We start from the raw sequence: 17,834 nt of genomic DNA on the forward strand, positions 1-17,834 counted from the left end.
CTCAGCCTTCGCGGGCGCGGCGTTCGCGGATCAGCCCGTACGCCATGCAGCAGCCGAACAGCAGGCCGAGCGGCGCACGGACGTACTCGAAACGCCACAGCAGCGAGTCGAAGTTGTTGGCGATCAGCACGATGCCCACGCACCCGGCGAGCCCCCAGAAGCTGGCGGTCGACACGATGCCGGTGCGCCAGGCCAGCCAGAGTTCGCGCATGAGCATGGCGAACACGGCGAACAGCAGCGCCGCGCCGATCACGCCGAGGCCGACCAGCGCGTCGAGATAGGCGTTGTGCAGATGCACGAACTGCTCGCCGCCGGTGGGCAGGTGCGCACGCTCGATCAGGAGCGGAATGGTGTCCAGCCCCCAGCCGAACCACGGCCGTTCCTGGAAGCGCTCTACGCCCATCCGGTAGATCAGCATGCGGATGCCGACCGCCTTGTTGCCCGGAATGGCGGTGTCGAGGCCGTCGATCTCAGTGGGTAGAGCCCGTGGATCGGCGGCGGGCGTGGGCGCAACGGCGTTGGCCGGCGGGGCGTCAGCCGCGGCCGGCGCGGGCGGAAGCGTCGCCGGTGCCTCGTGCGGACGGGGTGCCGTTCTGTCCGAAACCAGCGCCTCCACCCACGACGGCACCAGCTGATCGGCCCCGTCGAAGCGCAACGCGAAGATGCGATGGGCCGCCGTCAGCAGCAGCACGCAGACCAGCAACGCCAGCAGGATCGGCTGCCACGGCAGCGGTCGCCGACGCCGTCCCCGCGTCAGCGCATAGCCGATGATCGCCAGCGGGACGGCGACCAGGAACGACAGCCACGCGCCGCGCGACTGCGAGAACAGCAGCACGCAGAAGCAGCCCGCGAACGCCAGCAGCGCCAGCACCAGCAGCCACGTGCGGCGCGGCCCGGTGGGGTAATCGCGCCAGATGCCGATCAGCAGGCACAGGGTGAGCCATCCGCCGACGGCGGCGATCATGCCGCTGAGGTTCTGCGAGATGCCGAAGCGCGGACGGATCTCGCCCGCCCAGATGCCCGGCATGTCGCTCCAGGGCATGTGGTACAGCACGGCCGCCAGCAGGCCGAGGACCAGCACGCCGAGCAGCTTGGGAATCGCGCGCGGGTTCACCGACATCCACCAGCCGATGACGCAGGTCTGGAACCCCAGCCGCAGCAGCTTGGCCACCACGGTGAGCTGGTTGGACCAGCGCACCTCCGGCAGCAGCCAGGCGATGTACGCCGCATGCACGATCAGGAATGCCGCGAGCACGCCGAGCAGGCGCACCGCCGGATGCGCCGCCAGCTCGCGCCAGGGCCGCGCGCCGGCGAACGCCATGGCGATCATCGCCACGAACGTGCCGTACTCCGGATGCATGTTCGGGACGTGCCGCCCGAGGTCGTTGATGGCGAAGAACGCCTGGAAGGCGACGCCGGCCAGCGCGATCCATGCAAGCCGCTTCGACACGCCCAGCTCCTCCGGGGTGGCGAGGATCGGGGTTCGACCGCCGAAAGTCTGGCGTGCGTCGGGGTCGGTGGCGGGATGCACTGGTTCGTGGAATTCGCGGGGAAACGGCAGGCGGTGAGTCTAAGTCACGCGCCCGCGGCCAGCCAGATACCGCTATCACGGGCCAGCGAATCGAAGCCCGGGAACGAGGTGGCGACGTTGGCGACATCGTCGATGCGCACCTCGCCCGACGCCCGCTGCGCGGCCACCGCGAAACTCATCGCGATGCGGTGGTCGCCATGGCTGTCGACGGCGCCGCCACGCAACGCCCCCGGCACGATGGTCGCGCCGTCGGGATGCTCGTCCACTTCGATCCCCAACGCCCGCAGGCCCTGCGCCATTGTCGCGATGCGGTCGGACTCCTTGACCCGCAGCTCCGCCGCATCGCGAATGGTCGTCGTGCCCTGCGCGCACGCGGCGGCGACGAACAGCGCGGGGAACTCGTCGATCATGTCCGGCGCGAGTTCGCCATCCACTTCGATGCCGTGCAGCGGCGCGTGGCGCACAACCAGATCGGCGACCGGCTCGCCGCCCTGCTCGGTCGCGTTCTCCTCGCGGATGTCGGCGCCCATGCGGCGAAGCGCGGTGAGCAGGCCGGTACGGCGCGGGTTCATGCCCACGGCCTGCAAGCGCAGCTCCGAGCCCGGCACGATGCTCGCGGCGACGAGGAAGAACGCCGCCGACGAGAAGTCGGCCGGCACGTTGACGTCCGTCGCGCGCAGGCGACCGCCGCCGGCGAGCTTGGCGTAACCGGGCGAGAACTCGATCGGCCAGCCGAACGCGGCGAGCATGCGCTCGGTGTAATCGCGCGTGGGATGCGGCTCGCGCACCACCGTGTCGCCCTTCGCGTAGAGACCGGCGAGCAGCAGCGCGGATTTCACCTGCGCGCTGGCGACCGGCAGCGTGTAGTCGATACCGACCAGCGCCTGCGCGCCATGGATGCGCAACGGCGGCAGACCGCCCTCCTCCGCCTCGATGCGCGCGCCCATCAACGAGAGCGGATCGATCACGCGGCGCATCGGCCGCTTCGACAGCGAGGCGTCGCCGATGAGCGTGCTGTCGAACGCCTGCCCCGCGAGCGCGCCGGCGAGCAGGCGCATGCCGGTGCCGGCGTTGCCGCAGTCCAGCGGCGAAGGGCTGGCGCGCAGTCCGTGCAGGCCGACGCCATGCACGATGCGCTCGCTCGCGCTCGGCGTTTCGATGCGCACGCCGAGCTGTTCGAACACGCGGGCCGTTGCGCGCGTGTCTTCGCCCTCGAGGAAACCGCGCACGTGCGTGATGCCGTCGGCGAGCGCGCCGAGCATCACCGCGCGATGCGACACCGACTTGTCGCCCGGCACGCGGATGCTGCCGCGCAGGGGTTGCCCGGCGCGCGCGATCCAGTGCTGCGCCGCGCTCGTGTCCTGGCCGCTCATGCGCGCACCTGCCCGAGCACGTCGTCGATGGCGGCAAGCAGTCGGCGATTCTCGTCGACGGTGCCGACGGTGACGCGCAGATAGTCCGGCAGTCCGTAACCACCCATCGGCCTCAGCACGACACCGCGCCTGGTCAGTTCGGCTTCGATGTGCGCGGTCTGCGGCCCAAACTGCACGAGCACGAAGTTCGTCTGCGACGGCGCGACACGCAGGCCGCGACGTTCGAAGGCCTCCGCCAGCGCTACGCGCTGCTCCGCATTGCGTTCGCGCGCCCATTGCAGATGTGCGGTATCGCCCAGCGCTGCTTCGCATGCGGCCAATGCCGGACCGTTGACGTTGAAGCTCTCGCGCAGGCGCTCCATCACCGCGACGAGCCCCGGCGCACCGATCAGGTACCCCACGCGCAGGCCCGCGAGGCCGTAGGCCTTGCTGAAGGTACGTGTCAGCGCGAGGTTCGAATGGGAAGACAGCAGCGGCAGCGCGGAGGCGGCATCGGCCTGCGCATCGGCCAGCTCGGCGTAGGCCTCGTCCATCACCACGATGACATGCGCAGGCACCTTCGCCATGAACGCGGCGAACGCGTCGCGACCGAACCACGTGCCGGTCGGATTGTTCGGATTGGCGAGGTACACGAGCTTCGTGCGATCGGTGATCGCCGCCGCCATCGCGTCGAGGTCGTGACCCAGCGGCATCGTCGGATGATCGTCCGGCAGCGCCGGCACGATGCGCATCGTCGCGCCCGCGGCCTGCGTCGCCAGCGCGAACACAGCGAAGCCGTAGCGCGAGAACACGACGTCGTCGTCCGCGCCCGCGAATGCCTGCGCCAGCTGCATCAGCAGTTCGTGCGAGCCGTTGCCCAGCAGGATCTGCTTCGCCTCGACGCCATGCTTCGCGGCGAGCGCGCGCTTGAGGTCGGCGCCGAGTGGATCGGGATAGCGATGCAGCGAATGCAGCTGGTCCAGGATCGCGGCACGCGCATCGGGCGACGGACCATACGGATTCTCGTTCGAACCCAGCTCGACGAGTTGCGACTCGCTGAATGTCCGGCGGAACGCCACCAGGTCGTGCCCTGGGTCGTAGGCCTTCAGGCCCTGCACACCGCGCGATGCGCGCGCGGCGAACCACGCTTCGTCGCGCGCGACCTGCGCTGCGTCGGCGTCCGATTCGCGCATGGCGTTCATGCGATGGCGACCGGGTAGGAACCCAGCACCTTCACTTCCTGCGCGTAATCGGCCAGTTCGTCGAGCGCGCGACGCATCGCCTCTTCGTGCACGTGGCCGCCGATGTCGATGAAGAACGCGTACTGCCAAAGGCCGGTGTGGCCGGGGCGCGATTCGATGCGGTTCATGCTGAGGCCATGCTTCGCGAACGGCTCCAGCACGTGGTACAGCGCGCCGGGCTGGTCCTTGATGAAAATCATCAGCGACGTGCGGTCGTTGCCGGACGGCGGGAACAGCTCGCGGCCGATCACGAGGAAACGCGTGGTGTTGTCCGGACGGTCCTCGATCGGCCCGGCGACGGATTTGAGGCCATACACGTTCGCCGCGCTGATGCCGGCGATCGCCGCCGAGTCGTCCGCACTGCGGGCGCGACGCGCGGCTTCGGCGTTGCTCGACACCGGAATCTTCTCGGCCCTCGGCAGGTATTGGCGCAGCCACGCCTTGCATTGCGCGAACGATTGCGGATGCGAGTACACGCGCTCGATGCCTTCGATCTGCCCGTTGCGCGACAACAGGTGCTGGTGCACGCGCAGTTCGACTTCGCCGCAGATCTTCAGCTTCGAAGTCAGGAACATGTCGAGCGTCGACTGGATCGTGCCCTGCGTGGAGTTCTCCACCGGCACGACGCCGAAATCGGCATGACCGGCTTCCACTTCCTGGAACACTTCCTCGATGCTCGCCAGCGGCAGGCCGTGGATGGAATGGCCGAAATGCTTGTAGACGGCCTGCTGCGAATGCGTGCCTTCCGGCCCGAGGTAGCCGATCTTCAGCGGCTCCTGCTGCGCGAGACATGCCGACATGATCTCGCGGAACAACCGCACCAGCACTTCGTCGTTGAGCGGGCCGTCATTGCGATCCACGACGCGACGCAGCACCTGCGCCTCACGCTCGGGACGGTAATAGTCGACCGCGGCCGCAAGCTTGCCTTTCGCCTTGCCGACCTGGTTGGCGAACTGCGCGCGCTCGCCGATCAGTTCCTGGATGTGGCGATCGATGCCGTCGATGCGCTCGCGCAGCGTGGCGAGGTCGAGCGGCGCGGCGTCGGTCTTGGGCGGCACCGCATCGGGCGTCTTGGCCGCGGCGGGCTTCTTCGTCGTGGTCTTCGCGGCCTGCTTCTTCGGTGCGGCCTTGCCGGTCTTCTTCATGGGGGAAAGTTCCGTGTTCTGCTTCTGTAGCCCGGGCAAGCGACGTGCGCCCGGGATCTGGCGCCTGACCCGGGGGCGGCCTTGGGCCTTACCCGGGCAACAAGCCCCTCATCCGTATCGCGTCTGGAAATCGCGCATGAAGTCCACCAGCGCCTGGACGCCCGCTTCCGGCATCGCGTTGTAGATCGACGCGCGCATGCCGCCGAGCACGCGATGGCCCTTCAGCGCGAGCAGCCCCGCCGCCTTGGACTCCTTCAGGAACGCGCCATCCAGCGCCGGATCGTGCAGGAAGAACGGCACGTTCATGCGCGAACGCGCATCGGGCGCGACCTCGTTGCGATAGAAGCCGCCGGACTGGTCGATCGCGCCGTAAAGCAGCGCAGATTTGCGCGCGTTGCGCCGCGCGAACTCCTCGACGCCGCCTTCGGCCAGCATCCACTTGAACACCAGCCCGGCGAGGTACCAGTTCCAGGTCGGCGGCGTGTTGAGCATCGAATCGCCAGCGGCGTGCGAGCGGTAGTTGAAGATGTCGGCGCGCGGCTGGCCGGCGCGTTCGAGCAGGTCGCGGCGCACGACCACCACCGTCACGCCGACCGGGCCGAGGTTCTTCTGCGCGCCGCCGTAGATCACGCCGAAGCGCGAGACGTCCAGCGGTTCGGACGCGATGGACGAACTGAAGTCCGCGACCAGCGGTGCATCGCCGACGTCGGGAATCCCGCGGAACTCGACGCCATGGATGGTCTCGTTCGCCGTGTAATGCACGTACGCCGCACCGGGCGTGAGGCGCCAGTCGCCGCGCGGTGGCAGGTCGTGGAAACCGCCGGGCTCGCCATCGGCGGCCACGCGCGCATCAACGTACGTGCGCGCCTGCTTGATCGCCGTCTTGCCCCAATGGCCGGTCACGACGTAGTCGGCGGCCTGCCCCGGGGCGGCGAAGTTCAGCGGGATCAACGCCTGCTGCAGCGTTGCACCGCCAGCGAGGAACAACACCGCGTAGTCGTCCGGAATCGACATCAGCGTGCGCAGGTCGGCTTCGGCCTGCCGCGCGACTTCCATGAACTCCACGCCGCGATGGCTGATCTCCACGATCGATGCGCCGATGCCGTTCCACTCCAGCATTTCCTCCTGCGCCTGGCGCAGCACCGCCTCGGGAAGGGTGGCGGGGCCGGCGGCAAAGTTGAAGGCGCGGGACATGAAAGCTCCGGTCAGCGAGGCGAAGGAAGGGTGAGCGCGCGTGCGCGGCCCAGTATGCCGCACTGCAGCAGCCTGCGGATTCATGGTTTCCAAGGCAACTTTTTGCACATGTCGGCCCTCTATAGTGGGACGGGGCGCGCACTGCACGCATTCGCCCTCCCCGCGATCCCACAACGCGAAAACCGGAACCGACATGTCACTGCGCGATGTCCTGAAGATCCCCGCGGCCGAAATCACGGACGAGTCGGTCTACCGCGAACGCCGCCGGCTGCTCGCCGCCATGTCGGTCGCGCCGGCCATGGCACTGGCCGGCTGCAGCCAGGCCGAGCCGCCCGCTCCGCCGAAAGCGGCGATCACGCCGGAGCAGGCGCGTTCGGGCTTCCGCACCGCCGAGACGCTGACGCGCTTGGAGGACGTCACCACCTACAACAACTTCTACGAGTTCGGCACGGGCAAGGCCGATCCGTCGAAGGCCAAACGCACCCTGCGCACCAGCCCGTGGACGGTGGCCGTCGGCGGTCATTGCGCCAAACCCGGCAAGGTGTCGATGGAAGACCTGCTCAAGGGCTTCAAGCCCGAAGAGCGGGTGTATCGGCTGCGCTGCGTGGAAGGCTGGTCGATGGTGATCCCGTGGCTCGGCGTGCCGCTGGCGGCCGTGCTCAAGCGGTTCGAGCCGACCTCGCAGGCCAAGTACGTCGCGTTCACCACCATCGCCGATCCGAAACAGACGCCCGGCGTGGTCTGGCCGTCGCTGGACTGGCCGTACCGGGAAGGCCTGCGCATCGATGAGGCCATGCACCCGCTGACGCTGCTGGCGACGGGCCTGTACGGCAAGCCGCTGCTGCAGCAGAACGGCGCGCCGCTGCGGCTGGTGGTGCCGTGGAAGTACGGCTTCAAGAGCATCAAGTCGATCGTCGCGATCGATTTCGTCGAGAAGATGCCGGAAACCGCCTGGCACCAGGCGCAGCCGAGCGAGTACGGGTTCTTCTCCAACGTCAATCCGAACGTCGACCACCCGCGCTGGAGCCAGAAGACCGAACGCCGCATCGCGGGCACGGCGAGCAAGCTGTTCGCCGAGCGCATCCCCACGCGGATGTTCAACGGCTACGCGGACCAGGTCGCCGGGATGTATTCGGGGCTGGATCTGAAGAAGTGGTTCTGAGCCCCGGCTCTGACGTCCTCCCCGACCTGACACCGTCATCCCCGCGCAGGCGGGCATCCAACCCGCAGACGACATTCCGCCCTCCGGCGCGCGTGACCCGTCCGTAGGCTGGATTCCCGCCTCCGCGGGAACGACGACTCCCACACCTGCCCATCCACCGATCGCATGCCCCCTTCCCCCCGCACGCTCATCGCCGCCAAAACCCTCGTCCACGCGCTGGCGCTGACGCCCGCCGCGATCCTCGCCTGGCAGATCCGCGCGGAATTCCTGACCGGCAGCGGCGGCCTCGGCGCGGACCCCGTCGCGGAGATCGAGCATCGCCTCGGGCTGTGGGCGCTGCGCTTCCTCATGCTCACGCTGGCGATCACGCCGCTGCGGCAGATCACCGGGCAGCCGGTGCTGATGCGCTTCCGCCGCATGCTCGGGTTGTACGCGTTCGCCTACGCGACGCTGCACTTCACCGCGTACCTGGTGCTGGATCTGCGCGGCTACTGGACGCAGATCTTCGAGGAGATCGCCAAGCGGCCGTACATCACCGTCGGATTCGCCGCGTGGTTGCTGCTGCTGCCGCTGGCGCTGACCTCGACGCAGGCGGCGATCCGCTGGCTCGGGCGCAACTGGGCGCGGCTGCACAAGCTGGTCTACCTGATCGCCGTGCTGGCGGTACTGCACTTCTGGTGGCTGGTGAAGTCCGACGTGCGCGAGCCGGCGTTGTACGCCGCGATCCTCGCAGTGCTGCTGGGTTGGCGCGCGTGGAACGCGCTGAAGAAGCGAAAGCTCAGCGCGCGCCGTAAAGCAGCAACAGGCTGAGCGCCGCCGACAGCAGGATCGCCGCGAGCAGCAGCCACGGAATGCGGCGCGCCGAACGCTTGATCGGCGCCGCCGCGGCGCGCGTGTCCTCGACCACCGGTACACGTGCCTTCGGCGCCGGTGCGTCGGGCGCCACGGTGCGCTGCATCGGCGCCTCGACCACGAAGCGGTGCTGGCTTCCGAACACCACCTGGTCGCCCGCCTGCAACAGCGCGTGGCGCACGGGACGGCCATTGACCAGGCTGCCTTCGACCGAGCCCATGTCGCGCAGGATCACGCCATCGGCGTGCGCCTCCAGGCGCGCGTGGCGGTCGGAGAAACTGGGGTCGTTGACGCGGATGTCGCTTTCGCCGGCTCGGCCGACGACGCGCGGCACGTCGAGGGTGAAGCTGCGCCCGTGGTGCGGGCCGCCGATGCCGCGCAGCAGCATGCGCGTATCGGTGCCGCCGCTGAAACCGTAATCGGCCGGGGCCGGCAACGGATCGCCGCCCAGCAGCACCAGCTCCACGCCGTCGACGAAAATCGCATCGCCCACGCGCAGCATCGCCATGCGCTTCACCGGACGGCCGTTGACGTGCAGGCCGGGCGCGCCTTCGCGCACCTGCAGCCACACGCCGCGCCGGTCGACGCAGAACTGCGCGACGGCCGCATCGGCCGCCACCTGCGCCAACGCGCCGGACGGCGCATAGCCAATGGCATGCACGCCCGGCCCCAGGGGCAGGTCGGCATGTTCGCGGTTCTGGAAGCGCAGGCGGAGGACAGTCACGTTCGCGCAATCTAGCAGAAGGTCTCCACTCCTAGGAGAGGCCCGCCGCACTTGGATGCATCGTGCACGGCGCGCACAATACCGGCCACTTCGGGAGACTGCTCATGTCGCACATCGATATCCGCCACGCGCATTCGCTGCCGCCGGAACAGGCGCGCCAGGCCGTGCAGGACGTGGCCGACAAGCTGGCCGATCGCTTCGGCATGATTACCGGCTGGAGCGGCAACAAGCTCAACTTCAGCCGCAGCGGCGTGGACGGCCACATCAACCTGGCGCCGAGCGAACTGCAGGTGACGGCCAAGCTCGGCTTCCTGCTCAGCGCGATGAAGGGGCCGATCGAGGCGGAGATCCGCCGCGTGCTCGACGAACGCTTCACCTGACGCTCACCGCGTCCTACTCGATCAGTCCGTCGAACGGATCCGGATCGCCTGCGAACAGGCGGTGCGCGATGTCGCGTTCGTCCTGCTCGATCTCCTCGATGAAGTGGCGCGCGTCGCCAAGCCGGCCGAACGCCTCGAAGCCGCGCTCGAGGAACCCCTGCAACTGCGACAGCCCGGCCGCGCGCGCCGGCCCGCGCGACAGCCGCAGCAGCATCGACACGCCCGGCAGCCGCAGCGCATGGCCCAGCCCGAGCCCGACGCGGGCGATCAGGTCGATCTGGTAGCCGCGCAGCCGCGGCAGGCCGGCAAGGCGATAGGCGCGCGCGTACAGCGCCGCGTCCAGCCGCCGGCGCGACCCGCCGATGCGCTGCAGCACATGCGCCATGCGCAGGTCCAGCGCGTGCGTCAGCAGACCCAGTTCGATGGCGTCGGCCACCGTTGCCAGCAGGTGCTCCGGCAACAGCCGCTGCATCATCGGCAGGACGCGGGCGATGTCGGCATCGCGCTGGGCGAAGTCGCGTTCGTTGTAGACGTCGGTCAGGAAGAACTGCGCGGCGGGCCGGCGCCGGGGGTCGCGCAGGAAGCGGTCGAAGCTCGCCTCCAGGCGCCGCGTCTGCCAGCGGCGCAGTTCCGGCAGCCACGGCAGGCGGTTGCGCGGCTCGACGGCCGGATCGTGCAGCGCCTGGTGCTCGCGCAGGAGCCGGTCGAGCCGCTCCCGCAGAGGACGATCGTGCGAACGGCGGCGGACGGGGTTGGGGCGCGACGGCATCCCGGCCGATGATCCGGGCCCGGCGCCAGGGCCGCAACCCGTCACGACGCGGCCCGCTGCGGGGCGGCTACACTCGGTCCAACCTCGCCGCCCGTGCCCGCATGCTGTCACTCCACTCCGCCCGGCAACGCGCGCGCACCACCGGCCGCCCGCCCCGCATCGGGCTGGCGATCGCCGGCGGCGGGCCCATCGGCGGGATGTACGAACTCGGCGCGCTGCGTGCGCTCGATGAGGCCATCGACGGCTTGGACCTCACCCGCCTGGACGGCTACGTGGGCGTGAGCAGCGGCGCGTTCCTCGCGGCCGGGCTCGCCAACCGCATCGATACCGCCGAGATGTGCCGCATCTTCATCACCGGCGACAGCGCGGACGTGCAGTTCCGTCCCGAGACCTTCCTGCGCCCGGCGATCTTCGAATACCTGCGCAGCGCCGCGCGGCTTCCGAAGCTCGCGGCGACCTGGTGGCAGGAGCTGCTGTTCTCGCGCAACGAGGCGCGCTGGTCGGACCTGCTGATGCATTTCGGCGCGCTGGTGCCGACCGGGCTGTTCGACAACTCGCAGGTCGAGCGCTTCCTGCAGGACGTCTTCTCGCGCCGGGGCCGCAGCAACGACTTCCGCGATCTCGACGCGAACCTGTGCGTGGTGGCGGTCGACCTCGACAGCGGCGAGGCGGTCAAGTTCGGCACGCCAGGCTGGGACGGCGTGCCGATCTCCGTCGCCGTGCAGGCCAGCGCCGCCCTGCCCGGCCTCTACCCGCCGGTGGAAATCGGCGGACGGCACTTCGTCGACGGCGCGCTGCGCAGGACGATGCACGCCTCGGTGCTGCTCGATCGCGACGTCGACCTGATGATCGGCCTCAATCCGCTGGTGCCGTTCACGCAGGACGATGGCGGCCGGCCGGTGAGCCACGAGCGCAGCCTCGCCGCGGCCGGCCTGCCGGCGGTGCTGTCGCAGACCTTCCGCACGCTGCTGCAATCGCGCATGCAGGTCGGGCTGGCGCGCTACGCGCAGCAGTATCCGAACATCGACCAGCTCATCTTCGAACCCAACGCGGGCGACGCCGAGCTGTTCTTCACCAACGCCTTCAGTTTCTCGGCGCGCCGGCGCATCTGCGAGATCGCCTGGCGCAACACGATGGCCGACCTGCGCCGCCGTGCCGACGAGCTCGCCCCGGTGCTCGGCGCGCATGGTCTGGCGCTGCGCATGGAGGTGGTGAGCGACGAGGGCCGCTCGCTGCTCGACGGCCTCGCCCCGCCACCGCGCGACAACGACGCCACCGCCCGCCTGCGCCGCGCGCTCGATGACATCGAACGCGAACGCCCGCCGGCGCGCCGCGCGCCCCGCGCACGCCGTCCCGCCACGTAAGCCCCCGTCCCGTTACACCGCCTCGACGCCCGCGATGGTGCGATGCCCGCCATGTGCATCGCGACGGAACTCCATGCGCCCGGCTCCCCGAAGGAACGTCTACATCGGCTGCGCCGGCTGGTCGCTGCCCTCGGCCACGCGGTCGCAGTTCGGCGAGGGTGAGTCGATGCTGGCGCGCTACGCCACGCGCTTCAACGCGACGGAGATCAACTCCTCGTTCCACAAGCCGCACCGGCGCGATACCTACGTGCGCTGGGCGGCGAGCGTGCCGGCAGGATTCCGCTTCAGCGTGAAGCTGCCGCGCACGATCACCCACGACGCACGCCTGCGCGGCGCGGCACGCGAACTCGACCGTTTCGCAGGCGAGGTCGACGGACTCGGCCGCAAGCTCGCGCTTCTGCTGGTGCAGCTGCCGCCGAGCCTGCCGTTCGAAGCGCGCACCGCGTCGACGTTCTTCGCGATGCTGCGGCGCCGCTTCGACGTGGGCATCGCCTGCGAGGCGCGCCATGCGTCCTGGTTCACGGCCGCGGCCGAGGCGCTGTGGCAGCGGCACGGGATCGCTCGCGTGGCGGCCGACCCGCCGATTCCCGATGGCGCATCGCGCGAGCCCGGTGGCGACAAGCGCCTGCGGTACTGGCGCTGGCATGGCTGGCCACGGGTGTACTACAGCGCGTACGACGACGATGCCCTGCGCACGCTCGCCGGCGCGATCGACACCCATCGCGGCACGCGCTGGGCGATCTTCGACAACACCGCGCACGGCCATGCGGTCACCGACGCGCTGCGCCTGCAGTCGATGCTCGACGCAGCGCCCACCCCGAAGCGGAGGACGGCATGACCGAACGGCTGGACTGCATCGTCGTCGGCGGCGGCCCGGGCGGGCTGACGGCCGCCACGTACCTGGCGCGCTACCGGCGCAGCGTGCGCGTGTTCGACACCGGCTGCACGCGCGCGGGATGGATTCCGAAGAGCCGCAACTGCCCGGGTTTTCCGCATGGCGTCGGCGGCGAGGAACTGCTGCAGCGCATGCGCGACCAGGCGCTGAAGTTCGACGTGGAGACCGTCCCCGAGGAAGTCACCGCGTTGCACCGCATCGGGGACGGCTTCCGCATACGCCACGGCGAGACCGAACTGCTGGCGCGCCACGTCATCCTCGCCACCGGCTGCGAGGACGTGACGCCGTCGCTCGATGGCATGGAAAAGGCGATCGAGTGCGGCGCGGTGCGGATGTGCCCGATCTGCGACGCCTACGAGGCCATCGACACCACCATCGCCGTGCACGGGCCCGCCGACAAGAACGTCTCGCACGCGCGCTTCCTGCGCACGTACTCGGCGAAGGTGACGCTGGTGCCGTCGTCGGACGAGATCGGCGACGACACGCGTGCGCAACTGGCTCGCGACGGGATCGAACTGACGTCGGTGCCGACTTCGCTCGTCTTCGATGGCGAACGCTGCGTGTTCGCGCTGGACGGCGCGCCACGGGCGTTCGACGTCGTGTATCCGATGCTCGGGCTGATCTCGCGCTCGTCGCTCGCGGTGGGCGCCGGCGCGGAATGCGACGAGGACGGCGCGTTGATCGTCGACGCGCACCAGATGACCTCCGTCGACGGCCTGTACGCCATCGGCGACGTGGTCAGCGCGCTCAACCAGATCTCGGTGGCGACGGGGCACGCGGCGATCGCGGCGACCGACGTGCACAACCGGCTCGGAGCCAATTTCGCCTGATCCTCCAGGGCCATTGGCGCCCTCCTGACAGCGGCTGGCAGCAATTTGCCCGATGGCACCCCGGGTTCGCCGCGCGGCTGGGTACCATGCTGCGTCCACGATCCCGGAACGCCTGCCCGATGACCCGCACGCTGCTCCTCGCCGCACTGCTCACCGCCCTGCCCGCCGTCGCCGCCCCGTCCGACTCCGCGCTGACCACCGTGTCCGAACGCAGCGGCTTCACGAAGACCGGGCGCTACGACGAGGTGATCGCGCTGTGCGACGCCTTCGCCGCGCGGTATCCCGACGCCGTCCGCTGCCAGGACTTCGGCACCACGCCCGAGGGCCGGCCGATGAAGGTGCTGATCGTGTCCAAGGCCGGCGCGTTCACGCCCGAGGAGGCCAGCGCGAAGGGCCTGCCGGTGATGCTGATCCAGGGCGGCATCCACGCCGGCGAGATCGACGGCAAGGACGCCGGCTTCCTCGCGCTGCGCCAGGCGCTCGATGGCGAGGCCGCCGTCGGCGCGCTGGAAAAGCAGGTGCTGCTGTTCGTGCCGGTGTTCAACGTCGACGGCCACGAGCGTTTCGCCGCATGGAACCGCCCGAACCAGCGCGGCCCGGAGCAAATGGGCTGGCGCACCACCGCGCAGAACTACAACCTCAACCGCGACTACGTGAAGGCCGACACGCCGGAAATGCAGGCGATGCTGCGCCTGGTCAACGCGTGGGACCCGCTGGCCTATGTCGACCTGCACGTCACCGACGGCGCGAAGTTCGAGCACGATGTCTCCATCCAGGTCGAGCCGGTGCACAGCGGCGACGACAACCTGCGCAAGGCCGGCACCGCGCTGCGCGATGGCGTGATCGCCGACCTCGCCGAGCAGGGTTCGTTGCCGCTGCCGTTCTATCCCTCGTTCGTGGTGAACGACGATCCCTCGTCCGGCTTCGAGGACGGCGTCGCCACGCCGCGCTTCTCGCACGGGTATTTCCAGCTGCGCAACCGCCTGGCGATGCTGGTGGAAACGCATTCCTGGCGCGAGTACCCGCACCGGGTGAAGGTCACGCACGACACCATCGTCTCGCTGCTGGAGCTGATCGCCGAGCACGGCACGCAATGGCGCCAGGACGCGCTCGCCGCCGATGTGCGCGCGCAGCTGCTGGGCGGCAAGCCGGTCGCGCTGGATTACAAGGCGACCGACAAGGTGCGCACGATCGACTTCCGCGGCTACGAATACACGCGCACGCCGTCGGAGGTATCCGGGGCGCTGATGACGCGCTACGACGAAACCAGACCGCAGGTCTGGCAGGTGCCGATGCGCGACGAACTGGTGCCGGCGCACGTGGTCGACGCGCCGAAGGCCGGCTACATCGTCCCGGCCGCGCACGCGGCGTGGGTCGGCGCGAAGCTCGACCAGCACGGCGTGACGTATCGCGTCCTCGACAAGCCGATGGGAAAGACGGCGGTGCAGGCGTTTCGCGCGGAGACGGCGACGCTCACCGCGCAATCGGTCGAAGGCCACCAGCGCGCCACGCTGGAAGGCGCGTGGAACGACGAAAAGCAGGACATCGGCGCCGGCGCGCTGTTCGTGCCGATCGCCCAGCCGAAGGCCCGCCTGGTGATGGCGCTGCTGGAGCCGCAGGCGCCGGACGCGCTGGTCGCGTGGGGCGAATTCAACAACTACTTCGAGCGCAAGGAGTACATGGAGGACTACGTCGCCGAGGACGTCGCGCGCGAGATGCTGAAGAACCCGAAGGTGAAGGCCGCCTTCGAGCAGCGCCTGAAGGAGGACCAGGCTTTCGCCGACAGCCCGCAGCAGCGACTGGAGTTCTTCGCGCGCCGGCATTCGTCGTGGGACACCCAGTACCGCCGCTATCCCGTGGTGCGCGTGAGCCGCGCGCCGCGCTGACGCGCTTGCAACGATCGCCCCGCTACGCTCCCGCCACATGACGGAGGACGTGCCATGACCGTGATGCGGACTTCCCTTCCCGGCGCCATCGCGTCGGTCCTGATGACGGTGGCGGCGCTCGCCGCCTGCCAGCCGCAGGGCAACGCGACGGCGCCCGCGCCGTCGATGACCCAGGGCGCGCACGCCATCACCGGCACCGCGACCTACCGCGAGCGGATCCTGCCGCCGCCGGGGTCGACGCTGCGCGTGCAGCTGCTCGACAACCTGTTGGCCGATACGCCGAAAGCGATCCTCGCCGACGTCACCATCCCGAAGGTGGGCGGTCCGCCCATCGCCTTCACGCTGCCCTTCGACCCGGCGAAGCTGCGCCCGAACGGGCAGTACGGGCTGCACGCGACGCTCGCGGGGCCGGATGGCGCGCCGATGTTCGTCAGCGACACGCGCGTGCCGGTGGATCCGTCGGCCAACGTGCCGGTGGAGATCGCGATGGTGCACGTCGGCGCCGGGAATGCAGCGACCGCGTCCCCGCTGCCGACGAACTGGCAATGCGGCGACCTGCGCGTCGGCGCGGCGTTCGACAACGTCGCGAACAACGTGACGCTCACCTACGGCGGGCGCAGCCGCGTGCTGCCGCTGGCGACGTCCGGCTCCGGTGCGCGCTACGCCGACGACGCCGGGAACGAGTTCTGGACGAAAGGCGACAGCGGCACGCTCACGCTCGACGGCGAGAAGCACGAATGCACGCGCACGAACCTGGCCTCGCCATGGGACGACGCACGCTCGCGCGGCGTCGCGTTCCGCGCCGTCGGCAACGAACCGGGCTGGCTGGTGGAGGTGGGTTCGGGCGACGCCCCGCCGCTGCACGCGCAGCTCGATTTCGGCTCGCGCAAGCTGGACATCGCCAGCGTGCGGGCGCGCGCGCAGGGCGATGGCTGGACCGGCAAGAGCGCGAACGGCACGCAGGTGGAGCTGATCGTCGAGCGCAAGGCGTGCCAGGACGACGCCGGCACGACGTTCGACATCACCGCGCAACTGCGCGCAGGCGGGAAGACGTACGACGGCTGCGGGGCCTTCCTCGCCGGGAAGCCTTGAGCCGGAACCTCGCCTCTTGACGCGCCCTGAACCCCGCGCGACCCACGCTGGCGGAAGGTTCACCGCGGACGACGCCATGATCGACATCCTGCCCTCGCCCTCGCACGTCGGCGCGTACCGCTTCAGCGGCACGCTGGATGGCGCCGATTACGACCGCTGCATCGCCGACATCGAAGCGCGCCTGCGCCTGCACGAACGCATCGGGATCTATTGCGACATGACCGGTTTCACCGGCCTCACGCCGGAAGCGCTGGCGAAGGACCTGCGCTACCTCGTCGCCAAGTTCGGCGAGTACGGCCGCTTCGCACGCGGCGCGATCGTCACCGACAAGCGCTGGATGGCGGAGGTATCGCAGTTCGCCGGGCGTTTCTTCCCGAACACCGACATCCGCGCGTTCGAACCCGACGAACACGACGCGGCGCTCGCTTGGGCCGCGGTGGTGGAGCCGTTGCGGAGCGTGTGAAGGCAGCGCCCGCGCCGCTTGTGTAGCCCGGGTAAGCGAAGCGCACCCGGGGGCGTTCGGGGCGTGGCTCGGACGAGTACGGCCATCGTCGACGCATCGCACGTCCCGCCCCTCACCCCAACCCCTCTCCCGGGGAGAGGGGCTAACGCAGCTCTTGTAGCCCGGGTAAGCGAAGCGCACCCGGGGCTCTTCCGGGCGTGGCTCGGTCACCAGCACCGCCGTCGCCGACGCATCGCACGCCCCGACCCTCACCCCAACCCCTCTCCCGGGGGAGAGGGGCTAAACACAGCGCTTGTAGCCCGGATAAGCGAAGCGCACCCGGGCTACCTGCGACGTAGGACCGCGCCCCTACTTCATGTACTTCCAGTTTCGCGTCTTCCCTTCCGCGAGCCACTCCACGGCCTGCGCGATGCGGCGCTGCCGCGTGTCCTCGCGCTTGGCGTCCACGATCCACTCGATGTAATCGCGCCGATACCCCGGTGCGAACCCGTCGAACGTGGCACGCGCCTTCGCGTTCCGGCGCAGCGCGGCGGACAGGTCGTCGGGAACATCCAAGGCCGGCTTCGGCGCGGGCTTCTTCTTCGCCGGCGGCGCAGCGCCAGCCTCCACGCGCGCCATCGCCTGCTTCACGAAACCGGCGAGCTCGCGTTTGCCGGGCAACTCGGACTGCTTCGTGATGCGCCCGAACTGGCCCATCGCCTCGCGGCTGGCCTCGTCGCCGACGACCGCCCGCCCCTCCCAGAACCACAGCGTGACGTGCTGCTTGAACGCCGCAATGCCGCACAGGATCTTTCCGCGCCAGGTGAAACTGGGCATGCCCCATTTCAGGGTTTCCTCGACCTCCGGACACGCGCCGTGCACCACCTCGCGCACGTACGCGAGCAGCGGCTGCGCGAACGCCGCCGACTTCGCGATGTAGGCATCGATACGCGGATCGACGGTGGGCATGCGGAC

17 protein-coding genes are annotated in these 17,834 nt (G+C 69.7%); 9 read left to right on the forward strand and 8 right to left on the reverse strand.

Annotation, left to right across the window (positions count from 1 at the left end):
• Position 1: 1 nt before the first annotated feature.
• The 5 genes from LA521A_RS10740 to serC all read right to left on the reverse strand — a co-directional run bounded on the left by LA521A_RS10740 (position 2) and on the right by serC (position 6,463).
• Positions 2–1,531 carry an O-antigen ligase family protein gene (locus LA521A_RS10740; protein ID WP_281778899.1) on the reverse strand — a complete coding sequence of 510 codons (1,530 nt, stop codon included), beginning with the start codon at positions 1,529–1,531 and terminating at the stop codon, positions 2–4.
• A 44-nt stretch (positions 1,532–1,575) separates the two neighbouring features.
• Positions 1,576–2,904 carry a 3-phosphoshikimate 1-carboxyvinyltransferase gene (gene aroA, locus LA521A_RS10745; protein WP_281778900.1) on the reverse strand — a complete coding sequence of 443 codons (1,329 nt, stop codon included), beginning with the start codon at positions 2,902–2,904 and terminating at the stop codon, positions 1,576–1,578.
• Positions 2,901–4,085 carry a histidinol-phosphate transaminase gene (hisC, locus tag LA521A_RS10750; RefSeq protein ID WP_281778901.1) on the reverse strand — a complete coding sequence of 395 codons (1,185 nt, stop codon included), beginning with the start codon at positions 4,083–4,085 and terminating at the stop codon, positions 2,901–2,903. Before hisC ends, aroA begins: the two co-directional genes overlap by 4 nt.
• Positions 4,082–5,269 (reverse strand): prephenate dehydratase, encoded by a 1,188-nt coding sequence (gene pheA, locus LA521A_RS10755; RefSeq protein ID WP_281778902.1) that lies wholly within the window; start codon positions 5,267–5,269, stop codon positions 4,082–4,084. Before pheA ends, hisC begins: the two co-directional genes overlap by 4 nt.
• Positions 5,270–5,377: 108 nt before the next feature.
• Positions 5,378–6,463: a 3-phosphoserine/phosphohydroxythreonine transaminase gene (gene serC, locus LA521A_RS10760; RefSeq protein WP_281778903.1), complete on the reverse strand. Its 1,086-nt coding sequence runs from the start codon at positions 6,461–6,463 to the stop codon at positions 5,378–5,380.
• Between the two features lie 193 nt (positions 6,464–6,656).
• Here serC and msrP point away from each other — a divergent pair, with 193 nt between their 5' ends.
• The gene (gene msrP / locus LA521A_RS10765; protein WP_281778904.1) at positions 6,657–7,625 is read left to right on the forward strand and encodes a protein-methionine-sulfoxide reductase catalytic subunit MsrP; all 969 of its coding nucleotides are present in this window, start codon (positions 6,657–6,659) and stop codon (positions 7,623–7,625) included.
• Between the two features lie 165 nt (positions 7,626–7,790).
• Positions 7,791–8,435: a protein-methionine-sulfoxide reductase heme-binding subunit MsrQ gene (gene msrQ / locus LA521A_RS10770; protein ID WP_281778905.1), complete on the forward strand. Its 645-nt coding sequence runs from the start codon at positions 7,791–7,793 to the stop codon at positions 8,433–8,435.
• Here msrQ and LA521A_RS10775 read toward each other — a convergent pair.
• A complete protein-coding gene (locus LA521A_RS10775) occupies positions 8,404–9,201 on the reverse strand; it encodes an FHA domain-containing protein (RefSeq protein WP_281778906.1) in 798 nt (265 codons plus the stop codon). The genes msrQ and LA521A_RS10775 overlap by 32 nt on opposite strands.
• 104 nt (positions 9,202–9,305) lie before the next feature.
• Between LA521A_RS10775 and LA521A_RS10780 the strand changes: the two genes are divergently transcribed.
• Entirely contained in the window at positions 9,306–9,581 is a 276-nt protein-coding gene (locus LA521A_RS10780; RefSeq protein WP_281778907.1) for a polyhydroxyalkanoic acid system family protein, read from the forward strand.
• 13 nt (positions 9,582–9,594) lie between these two features.
• Here the strand turns inward: LA521A_RS10780 and LA521A_RS10785 are convergent, their stop codons facing one another.
• Entirely contained in the window at positions 9,595–10,350 is a 756-nt protein-coding gene (locus LA521A_RS10785) for a DUF8198 family protein (RefSeq protein WP_281778908.1), read from the reverse strand.
• 101 nt (positions 10,351–10,451) lie between these two features.
• Here LA521A_RS10785 and LA521A_RS10790 point away from each other — a divergent pair, with 101 nt between their 5' ends.
• The 6 genes from LA521A_RS10790 to LA521A_RS10815 all read left to right on the forward strand — a co-directional run bounded on the left by LA521A_RS10790 (position 10,452) and on the right by LA521A_RS10815 (position 16,880).
• A complete protein-coding gene (locus LA521A_RS10790; protein WP_281778909.1) occupies positions 10,452–11,714 on the forward strand; it encodes a patatin-like phospholipase family protein in 1,263 nt (420 codons plus the stop codon).
• 73 nt (positions 11,715–11,787) lie between these two features.
• A complete protein-coding gene (locus LA521A_RS10795) occupies positions 11,788–12,552 on the forward strand; it encodes a DUF72 domain-containing protein (protein WP_281778910.1) in 765 nt (254 codons plus the stop codon).
• Positions 12,549–13,439 (forward strand): NAD(P)/FAD-dependent oxidoreductase, encoded by an 891-nt coding sequence (locus tag LA521A_RS10800; RefSeq protein ID WP_281778911.1) that lies wholly within the window; start codon positions 12,549–12,551, stop codon positions 13,437–13,439. The genes LA521A_RS10795 and LA521A_RS10800 overlap by 4 nt, the downstream gene beginning before the upstream one ends.
• Positions 13,440–13,558: 119 nt before the next feature.
• Positions 13,559–15,325, forward strand: coding sequence for a M14 family metallopeptidase (locus tag LA521A_RS10805; protein ID WP_281778912.1), 1,767 nt, complete (start codon positions 13,559–13,561; stop codon positions 15,323–15,325).
• A 54-nt stretch (positions 15,326–15,379) separates the two neighbouring features.
• The gene (locus LA521A_RS10810) at positions 15,380–16,417 is read left to right on the forward strand and encodes a YbaY family lipoprotein (RefSeq protein WP_281778913.1); all 1,038 of its coding nucleotides are present in this window, start codon (positions 15,380–15,382) and stop codon (positions 16,415–16,417) included.
• Between the two features lie 76 nt (positions 16,418–16,493).
• Positions 16,494–16,880 carry a SpoIIAA family protein gene (locus LA521A_RS10815; RefSeq protein WP_281778914.1) on the forward strand — a complete coding sequence of 129 codons (387 nt, stop codon included), beginning with the start codon at positions 16,494–16,496 and terminating at the stop codon, positions 16,878–16,880.
• Between the two features lie 348 nt (positions 16,881–17,228).
• On the opposite strand, the gene LA521A_RS10820 is transcribed toward LA521A_RS10815, so the two are convergent.
• Positions 17,229–17,828: a YdeI/OmpD-associated family protein gene (locus LA521A_RS10820; protein WP_281778915.1), complete on the reverse strand. Its 600-nt coding sequence runs from the start codon at positions 17,826–17,828 to the stop codon at positions 17,229–17,231.
• Positions 17,829–17,834: the final 6 nt, after the last annotated feature.

This window comes from Lysobacter auxotrophicus, assembly GCF_027924565.1.
Classification (GTDB): Bacteria; Pseudomonadota; Gammaproteobacteria; order Xanthomonadales; family Xanthomonadaceae; genus Lysobacter_J; species Lysobacter_J auxotrophicus.

Bases quoted from the DNA above. Each gene is read 5' to 3' on its own strand.
- aroA (WP_281778900.1), bottom strand. From the start codon at position 2,904: ATGAGCGGCCAGGACACGAGCGCGGCGCAGCACTGGATCGCGCGCGCC.
- hisC (WP_281778901.1), bottom strand. From the start codon at position 4,085: ATGAACGCCATGCGCGAATCGGACGCCGACGCAGCGCAGGTCGCGCGC.
- pheA (WP_281778902.1), bottom strand. From the start codon at position 5,269: ATGAAGAAGACCGGCAAGGCCGCACCGAAGAAGCAGGCCGCGAAGACC.
- serC (WP_281778903.1), bottom strand. From the start codon at position 6,463: ATGTCCCGCGCCTTCAACTTTGCCGCCGGCCCCGCCACCCTTCCCGAG.
- msrP (WP_281778904.1), top strand. From the start codon at position 6,657: ATGTCACTGCGCGATGTCCTGAAGATCCCCGCGGCCGAAATCACGGAC.
- msrQ (WP_281778905.1), top strand. From the start codon at position 7,791: ATGCCCCCTTCCCCCCGCACGCTCATCGCCGCCAAAACCCTCGTCCAC.
- LA521A_RS10780 (WP_281778907.1), top strand. From the start codon at position 9,306: ATGTCGCACATCGATATCCGCCACGCGCATTCGCTGCCGCCGGAACAG.
- LA521A_RS10785 (WP_281778908.1), bottom strand. From the start codon at position 10,350: ATGCCGTCGCGCCCCAACCCCGTCCGCCGCCGTTCGCACGATCGTCCT.
- LA521A_RS10790 (WP_281778909.1), top strand. From the start codon at position 10,452: ATGCTGTCACTCCACTCCGCCCGGCAACGCGCGCGCACCACCGGCCGC.
- LA521A_RS10795 (WP_281778910.1), top strand. From the start codon at position 11,788: ATGCGCCCGGCTCCCCGAAGGAACGTCTACATCGGCTGCGCCGGCTGG.
- LA521A_RS10800 (WP_281778911.1), top strand. From the start codon at position 12,549: ATGACCGAACGGCTGGACTGCATCGTCGTCGGCGGCGGCCCGGGCGGG.
- LA521A_RS10805 (WP_281778912.1), top strand. From the start codon at position 13,559: ATGACCCGCACGCTGCTCCTCGCCGCACTGCTCACCGCCCTGCCCGCC.
- LA521A_RS10810 (WP_281778913.1), top strand. From the start codon at position 15,380: ATGACCGTGATGCGGACTTCCCTTCCCGGCGCCATCGCGTCGGTCCTG.
- LA521A_RS10815 (WP_281778914.1), top strand. From the start codon at position 16,494: ATGATCGACATCCTGCCCTCGCCCTCGCACGTCGGCGCGTACCGCTTC.
- LA521A_RS10820 (WP_281778915.1), bottom strand. From the start codon at position 17,828: ATGCCCACCGTCGATCCGCGTATCGATGCCTACATCGCGAAGTCGGCG.